This is a genomic window from Prosthecobacter sp., assembly GCF_044222345.1.
Lineage (GTDB): Bacteria > Verrucomicrobiota > Verrucomicrobiia > Verrucomicrobiales > Verrucomicrobiaceae > Prosthecobacter.
Genome location: NZ_JBGANL010000116.1, coordinates 1 through 5,823 on the forward strand (window position 1 = coordinate 1; position 5,823 = coordinate 5,823).

At 58.4% G+C, this 5,823-nt stretch carries 9 protein-coding genes and 1 pseudogene; 6 read left to right on the forward strand and 4 right to left on the reverse strand.

The features are described from left to right. The first annotated feature begins 9 nt into the window (after positions 1-9). The 6 genes from ACILSL_RS26580 (at position 10) to ACILSL_RS26605 (ending at position 3,001) form a co-directional block, all read left to right on the forward strand. The gene (locus ACILSL_RS26580; RefSeq protein ID WP_395735109.1) at positions 10-144 is read left to right on the forward strand and encodes a nuclear transport factor 2 family protein; all 135 of its coding nucleotides are present in this window, start codon (positions 10-12) and stop codon (positions 142-144) included. Positions 145-167: 23 nt separating this feature from the next. After that, positions 168-575, forward strand: a complete 408-nt coding sequence (locus ACILSL_RS26585; protein ID WP_395735102.1) for a hypothetical protein — start codon at positions 168-170, stop codon at positions 573-575. Positions 576-905: 330 nt separating this feature from the next. Beyond that, positions 906-1,238: a hypothetical protein gene (locus ACILSL_RS26590; protein ID WP_395735103.1), complete on the forward strand. Its 333-nt coding sequence runs from the start codon at positions 906-908 to the stop codon at positions 1,236-1,238. 59 nt (positions 1,239-1,297) lie between these two features. Continuing rightward, entirely contained in the window at positions 1,298-1,654 is a 357-nt protein-coding gene (locus tag ACILSL_RS26595; protein WP_395735104.1) for a response regulator transcription factor, read from the forward strand. Positions 1,655-2,226: 572 nt separating this feature from the next. Continuing rightward, positions 2,227-2,499: a CBU_0592 family membrane protein gene (locus ACILSL_RS26600; protein WP_395735105.1), complete on the forward strand. Its 273-nt coding sequence runs from the start codon at positions 2,227-2,229 to the stop codon at positions 2,497-2,499. A gap of 88 nt (positions 2,500-2,587) precedes the next feature. Then, positions 2,588-3,001, forward strand: coding sequence for a hypothetical protein (locus tag ACILSL_RS26605; protein ID WP_395735106.1), 414 nt, complete (start codon positions 2,588-2,590; stop codon positions 2,999-3,001). A gap of 167 nt (positions 3,002-3,168) precedes the next feature. Here the strand turns inward: ACILSL_RS26605 and ACILSL_RS26610 are convergent, their stop codons facing one another. From ACILSL_RS26610 to ACILSL_RS26625, 4 genes and pseudogenes are all read right to left on the reverse strand, one after another. Continuing rightward, positions 3,169-4,260, reverse strand: coding sequence for an aminomethyltransferase family protein (locus ACILSL_RS26610; protein ID WP_395735107.1), 1,092 nt, complete (start codon positions 4,258-4,260; stop codon positions 3,169-3,171). A 20-nt stretch (positions 4,261-4,280) separates the two neighbouring features. Beyond that, complete coding sequence (locus ACILSL_RS26615; protein WP_395735108.1) at positions 4,281-4,694, reverse strand: two-component system response regulator; 414 nt, start codon at positions 4,692-4,694, stop codon at positions 4,281-4,283. 21 nt (positions 4,695-4,715) lie between these two features. Continuing rightward, positions 4,716-5,231 carry a tetratricopeptide repeat protein gene (locus ACILSL_RS26620; protein ID WP_013247647.1) on the reverse strand — a complete coding sequence of 172 codons (516 nt, stop codon included), beginning with the start codon at positions 5,229-5,231 and terminating at the stop codon, positions 4,716-4,718. 139 nt (positions 5,232-5,370) lie between these two features. Continuing rightward, positions 5,371-5,823, reverse strand: a pseudogene (locus ACILSL_RS26625) (ribose 1,5-bisphosphate isomerase); the annotation flags it as partial.

The window sequence follows — 5,823 nt, forward strand, 5'->3', positions numbered from 1 at the left end:
GGGTGGGTCATCTGCACCGAACATCTCACCAGCCGTCAAGACGACCAGCCGGTCGAAACGCGTGTCCTCGCGACCAATCTCTTTGAGCGTATCGGCGACGAGTGGTTGATGATTCATCACCATGGCTCGCCGGTGATGGGTTAGCCCCATCGCTGCGGAGGCTCCGGATGTCCGGCGAAGCTCGAATGACGGTCGGTGCCGGGTGGTTGGCGCTGGGACTCTTCTTCCTCTCCGGCTGTACGACCGTCGCTCAGGTGACGACGTGGTCGGATGAGTCCTGCCGGCAGAAGGTCAAAGACCAGCTTCAATCTATCCTCACGGATGAGGGTGAACAAGGGGATATCGCGAATCGCCTGGCCGTGAATACCACCGTGGTGTTGGCGACCGGTTCTTTGGGCCCCCGCCCCTTCGGTGTCTCTTCGCCCTCCGGCACCGACTATAGTTTCTTCGTGCAGCGTAAAGGTGAGGGGTGTCTCCTGCGCTTGTTCGGCCGCCAGAAGGGGTTTACCCGGTACACCAATAACCTGACCTATATTTCCACGCGTTCCCTTGACGGTTGTGCTTGCGCTGAATGACCGTCGCCTGACGGTTGCGCTTCCAGTTTCCCTGCCGTTCTCTTTGGTTCTGTAAACCGTCGCCCCGTCGGTCACGCACAATTCCCTCTCGCTGTCTGGTTCCTCAAGATTCCCCAGTATCCGTTCCTATACGGCAGATGCACGGGGCCAATCTGTCGCCTGAAAGTGTCTCGCGATACTGTCTCACGCTTGAATTTTGGCACACTCTTGTTTCTTGTGGCACAACTTGTGGCGGTTGGTATAAATCCAGAATTCTTGCTCAACATATTGTTTTATTTGGAAGAATATCTTTCCGTCGTCACTTGGCACAGCCCTTGATGTAGCGGGGATATGTCTCGTAGGGCAAAGACCTTGGGGACTTTGATTGAGACGGCATTCGAGGGTCCTGAGTGTGCAGAAAAAAAGGGAGGAGTGATCATGATGGTGAAGGGGTTCTTACTCAAAGACAGGGAAGAGCAGGAGTATCTGCTGGCCATTCAACCGGCCACCCACGGCATGTTCGAGCGGTTGATTGTCCGCCAAAAGGTCGATGGGTCTTGGGTCGAGCTCAATGGGAATGCACAGGGTTCCTGGCAGCCGCGGACACAAGCCATTACCGCTGTGTTGGGGTACCTGCAACGTCTCTGGGACACGTCCAAGCCTGCCTTGGCGCGGGGGAACTAAAGAAAGCGGCATCCTCCGCGAAGTGAAGCATGCGGAAAGGGTGACGAAGGAGGGACTTGATGTTGGCTGAAAAAAAAGACAGCCGGGTAGGGAATCAAGAGGTGGCGGAGGACGGGGTCTTCACAACACATCGTCCATCGTCTGACGCTCTTGCACCGGCCGCCGTGAAGCGAAGGCCGGAGGATCTCACGCCGCGTGAGTTGGAAATTCTTCGCCTGATCTGGGATGGTCATACCAATCGAAGTCTCGCAGAGCAGCTGAACATCAGCATGAAGACGGCCGATACTCATCGCTCGAACATGATGAAAAAGTTGCGCGCGTGTAATACTGCCCAATTACTTAAAGCGGCGCTGGAGGGAAATCTGCTGGAGACGGGCTCGGGCCTGAGGCGTCCCGGTCGGGGAGGCCAACGCTGAGGACCGACAGCCAGGAGACCGGTTTGAATTGCCTGACCTTCCGTCCGGTGCAGGACAGGAAGGTGCAGGTGAAGCGGGGAGACTTACAAGCCGGGAATGGGGTGGGGCAGGTCTTTGGTGCCGAGGGTCTGGAGCCACTCACCCGCGATCACATCGCGTTCGTCCATCGTCATGCCGGCATATTTACGAAACATCTGTGGGCCTCGTCGCCGCCTCCACGTGAGGAAGCCGAGAAAGTGATCCTTGCAGATGGCATGGGTGCCTGCTGGCGCATACACTCTCGCCTGACATCCGTCGATTAAACAGCTCTGTCCGCTCATCGGTATCCCCCCTGATTGTCGCAAAGTATGCCGGAGATCGACCTGGAAATGCAATGTGGTGGCTCGGCGAGCGCAGCCTGCCAGACAGGCCGACGCACCGCGCTGGAGTGATGCTCAACCACATCGGCACCAACCCATCAGCGTTTCCTTGCCCGCTTCTTCATGGGGAGTTTCCGCTTGCAATCAGATCCAGCAGCCAGGTACCGTACTCCGTTCTCACGCGGCGTCCGGCAAGGAGTGCGCGAGCATAGCATGGTGATGCAGGTCATATCGGTGGTCGGGGCACTGATGGTGCTCGTGGCCTATGGCCTCATTCAGGCCGGCACCTGGCGTGAATTGGACGCGGGGTATCTGGCGCTGAACATCCTGGGCTCGTTGCTGCTGGGAATTGTGGCCATCGAAGACCGACGGGTGGGTTTTGTTCTGCTGGAATTCGCGTGGGCCGGCATTGCGCTGGTCGGGGTCGCCCGGGCGATCCGCGCCAGGCGGGCTGCGCGTAGCCTCTACATCGCCCATACACAATAAACAGACCGTCTTGTAACGAAGGAGTAGGAACTATGGCAGGGTTGTTGTCAGCAGCCGAAATTTTTGAAAAGGCAGCGTGACGCAGGTCATGAATACGCCGATGAAAAGGCGCTCCAAATCGATGAAGCTTTGCAACTCAAGTTCCAGGCAGCCTCTGGGCGACGCGGCGGCTCGGTGTCATATCACGCCCCTGCCCGAAGGGTACGAAGATCAGGGACGGTTCAATTCGGTGCTGCTCACGGCCGGCAACGTGATTTTCGACATCGTCATCGGGGATTCCTATTTCCGCTATGATGTCGTGTCCGTCGGTCAGCTGGATAAGGTGCAGGTCATCGATGCCATGTGGGATAACCGCGAAAAGCGCCGGGAAGAACCCTTCTTGAGCCTCCGGCTGATGCACGCCGAAGAGACGCATCTGCTGTTGGCGTTGGATGATGAGGAGCGGAAGAGTCTGCTCGGATTTGCGTCAGCCGTGTCGGCCGTGCGCAATCCTGAAAAGTAACACACCTCTGCCGCTCGAAAACGTGTCGTTATTGGTGCGAGTGATCGAGGCCCGAAGGATGGTCAACACGGCCGTCCAGCAAGGCCGCAGCGGGTGAAGTGTTGACGCGTATCTTCAGAGGTACGTTGAGGCGCTGAACGACACGGGCGAACGTTTTCAACATCCTGCTACGAGTGCTTCTGAAATGGAAGGGCATGGACGGTAGCCTGATGGCGCGTCCCTGCCACTTCGACCGTCAGTGTGGTGTCAGGGGAAGAAAAGTCTCGCAAGGGAAACCCGAAGGCCAGGACGGCATTGCGCTGTGGCGAGAAGGCAGCGCTGCTGATCCATCCCACCTCCCGATCTCCGCTGAATAGCTTTGATCCTGCAGGCGGAACCGTGTTGTCCTGGATGATCAATCCGACCAGATGCCGGCGCACATTCCCATAGGTATCCATCCTGGCCACGACTTCCTGTCCCGGGTAACAACCTTTTGAAAGGCTGAACGCCTTGCCTTCCAGGTTGGCTTCCGGGGGGACAATCTCTTCGTTGAGATCCGGACCGGCCTTGGGCAGACCGGCTTCGATGCGCAACAGTTCGCGCGCCTGTGTGCCGACGGGCTTGATGCCGAACAGTGCGCCTGATGTCATGAGCTGGTTCCAGGCGGCGGGGACCGCATCGGCCGGCAGCAAGACTTCAAAGTCCTGTTCGCCAGTTTCTTCGGTACGCAGGATCAGTCCCTGCTGCCCGCCGATCGTGGCGGGGAGGGTGTGCAAGAGCTGAAGGGCGCGGACCTCGATACCGAATGCCGCGGCGACGGCCTCTGCTGATTTCGGCCCGCTCACCAGCAGCAAGCCCCAGCTTTCTCCGCAATTCTCCATCTTAGCCTTGGTGCCGTAGAGCAGGAACTTTCGCAACGCCTGAAATGTGGCCTCACCCACCTCGCCCACATCTTCGACCCACACGGCATCGGCTTGCACATACACCCGGAAGTAGCCGAGCATTTTCCCCTTATGGGTCAGGAAGCTGGAGTAGCGCCCCTGGCCTGGTTGAAGCGGGAGGATGTCGTTGCTGATGATGCTCTGGAGCCATTTGATGCGATCGTCGCCGGTCACCCGGATTTTTCCGCGGTGCGACAGATCGGACAGCCCGACGGCGCCGCGGACGGCGGCATATTCTGCGGCGGGATCACCATAGTGGGTCGGCATCGACCATCCTGCGGTGCTCTCGAAAATGGCGCCTAGTTGTTGGTGCTGATCGTGGAGTCGGGATTGTTTCATTGGATTCTTGCTCTCTGCTCTCAGCCTTCAGCGTTCATCTCTGAGCGGACGGCTGATCGCTGACTGCTGTTGGCTATGATTTCTTCAACCAGCTCTCTGGTTCGCGCGGAGAATTCATTTCTGGAGACGATCTTCGTCACGCCTAGGTCCTTGGCGCGGCGCCAGGTGTCCGTTTCTTCGTGATTGGCAAAGGCCAGGATGGGGAGCGAGCGCAACGCGGGATCGGCCCGGAGGGTTTCCAGCGCTTGGAAGGCATCGATCGCCAGATCGTTCATGTTGAGGATCAGGGCAGCAGGAGAATCCGAGGCGGTTTTTTCCGCCACCTCATCCTGGCTGCGGATCCGCTCCAGCGTGTAGCCCTGCGGCCGCAAGGCATCGCGTACCTTGGTGTAAAAGAAAATGTCGGTCACGGCCACTAAAATCGTGGTGCTCATCCGGTTCCTGTCCTATGGTCCCTAATTCAGTGAGCTGATGAGCCGACCCAGAGCCTTCTTGGCCAAGGCGTAGTCCGGGTTCAGGGCGAGCGCCTGTTTGTAGCAGTCGATTGCCTCGCTCCACTTGCCCTGGCGCTCGTAGACCCGGCCCAGATTCAGATGCGGGAAAGCCGGGCTCTCATACCGTCTGGCCTGCATGGCTTTTTGAAACCAGGGAATCGCCTCATCCAGATCGCCCTTTTCGATCAAGTAGGCGCCGATGTCGTTATAGGGGTTGCCGAAGTGAGGATCGCAGGCGATGGCCTTGTGGCATTCGTCGATCGCCTCGTCCAGCTTACCCATGAAGCTATACGTCCATCCGAGGAACGTATAGGCCTCGGCGGTTTGATGCGTTGCGAGCGACAGTTTGTAGAGACTGACCGCTTCTTCCAGCTGCCCCTTCATCTGCTGCTCGTAGGCTTGCTGAAAGAGCTGCCAGGCTTCGCGCTTGTCTTCTTCGCTGCCGTCGCCTTGTATGAGAAAATCTTGTACATCCATAAACGGCTTCTGAAAGAGGTTGCCGGCTGCGTTCTCGGGCGCTCAATCAATTCGACGTGCCAACACCCTACGCCTCATCGATTTCGCTTCCTGCGGCCTTGCCGGTAACCCGTTTGAAAAGCCGCAGGGTAGTTGTGGGTTAGCGATTCTTAAGTTTATCTCTGATCAATTCCGCGCCGTACCGTCCGGAGAGCAGCATCGATCCGAAGGCCGGGCCCATTCGTGGTGTGCCGAACACGGCCGCGACGGCCAACCCGATCACGAAGCAATTGGGAGAGACTTCCCCGGTCCGGTCCATCACTTCTTCTTCCGACCGCGACACCCACATCGCGCCGTTGCCCGGCACCTGCTGGTAAAGCCCGCGCTTATGCAGGAGATTGACCACCACGGCATCATGTCCGGTGGCATCGACCACGATTTTACTCTCCAAGGCGATCGGATCGACATGGATAATATCGTGGCCCGCCATTTCGGCGGTGGTGCTGTTGACGACGACGCCTTCAAGCACGCCTTCGCGGCGCAGGATCAGATCGACGACCCGCGTCAGGTTCATGATCTTCGCGCCGGCGTTGTAGGCGGCGGCAATCAGCGC

Bases quoted from the DNA above. Each gene is read 5' to 3' on its own strand.
- ACILSL_RS26595 (WP_395735104.1), top strand. From the start codon at position 1,298: ATGTTGGCTGAAAAAAAAGACAGCCGGGTAGGGAATCAAGAGGTGGCG.
- ACILSL_RS26605 (WP_395735106.1), top strand. From the start codon at position 2,588: ATGAATACGCCGATGAAAAGGCGCTCCAAATCGATGAAGCTTTGCAAC.
- ACILSL_RS26610 (WP_395735107.1), bottom strand. From the start codon at position 4,260: ATGAAACAATCCCGACTCCACGATCAGCACCAACAACTAGGCGCCATT.
- ACILSL_RS26585 (WP_395735102.1), top strand. From the start codon at position 168: ATGTCCGGCGAAGCTCGAATGACGGTCGGTGCCGGGTGGTTGGCGCTG.
- ACILSL_RS26590 (WP_395735103.1), top strand. From the start codon at position 906: ATGTCTCGTAGGGCAAAGACCTTGGGGACTTTGATTGAGACGGCATTC.
- ACILSL_RS26615 (WP_395735108.1), bottom strand. From the start codon at position 4,694: ATGAGCACCACGATTTTAGTGGCCGTGACCGACATTTTCTTTTACACC.
- ACILSL_RS26620 (WP_013247647.1), bottom strand. From the start codon at position 5,231: ATGGATGTACAAGATTTTCTCATACAAGGCGACGGCAGCGAAGAAGAC.
- ACILSL_RS26600 (WP_395735105.1), top strand. From the start codon at position 2,227: ATGGTGATGCAGGTCATATCGGTGGTCGGGGCACTGATGGTGCTCGTG.